The 666-nt window shown below is 69.4% G+C and carries 1 protein-coding gene; it reads right to left on the bottom strand.

All coding sequences use genetic code 11. The features are described 5' to 3' along the window. Positions 1-3: 3 nt before the first annotated feature. A partial coding sequence (locus ACSC1Q_RS43010; RefSeq protein WP_436764514.1) for a nucleotide disphospho-sugar-binding domain-containing protein occupies positions 4-666 on the bottom strand: 663 nt, incomplete at its 5' end.

Genomic DNA, 666 nt, shown 5'->3' with positions numbered 1-666 from the left:
TCGCTACCCGCGGTGCTGGGCGGTGAGTCGTTCGAGGTGGGGGACGAGTTGGTTGGGGCCGGGGGTGGCGAGGGCCTCTTGGCGGAGTTGTTGGGCGGCGTGGGTGTGGGAGGGGGTGTCGAGGAGGCGTAGGAGGTGTTCGCGGACCCGGGGGCCGGTGGCTTGGCTGCTGTGCAGGGTGAGTCCGGCGCCTTGGCGGGTGAGGAGGTGGCCTTTGAGGGGGGCGTCGAACATGTCGGCGAGGATGAGCTGGGGGACGGCGTTGACGAGGCTGGTGGAGAAGGAGCCGCCGCCGCCGTGGTGGATCATCGCCGAGCAGGTGGGGGCGAGGGCGTGCAGGGGGACGAAGGAGACCAGGCGGGTGTTGTCGGGGACGTGCTGGAGCTCGGCCTGTTGTTTCTCGGGGAGGGTGGCGACGATCTCGATGTCGAGGTCGGCGAGGTTGGTGAGGATGTCCTGGACGTCGACGGAGTAGCCGTCGAGGCGTTCGGTGGCGGAGGTGCCCAGGGTGAGGCAGACGCGGGGTTTGGTGGGCGGGGTGTGGAGCCAGGGGGGGATGACGGCGGTGCCGTTGTAGGGGATGTAGCGCAGCGGCAGGTAGGTGAGCGGCAGGTCCAGCCGCAGTGAGGTCGGGGTGTAGTCGATCGTGAAATGCCCGGTCGTCAG

It is taken from the genome of Streptosporangium heterodermiicola, from assembly GCF_051390675.1.
Taxonomy (GTDB): domain Bacteria; phylum Actinomycetota; class Actinomycetes; order Streptosporangiales; family Streptosporangiaceae; genus Streptosporangium.
This window is presented reverse-complemented; position numbering and strand designations above follow the sequence as displayed.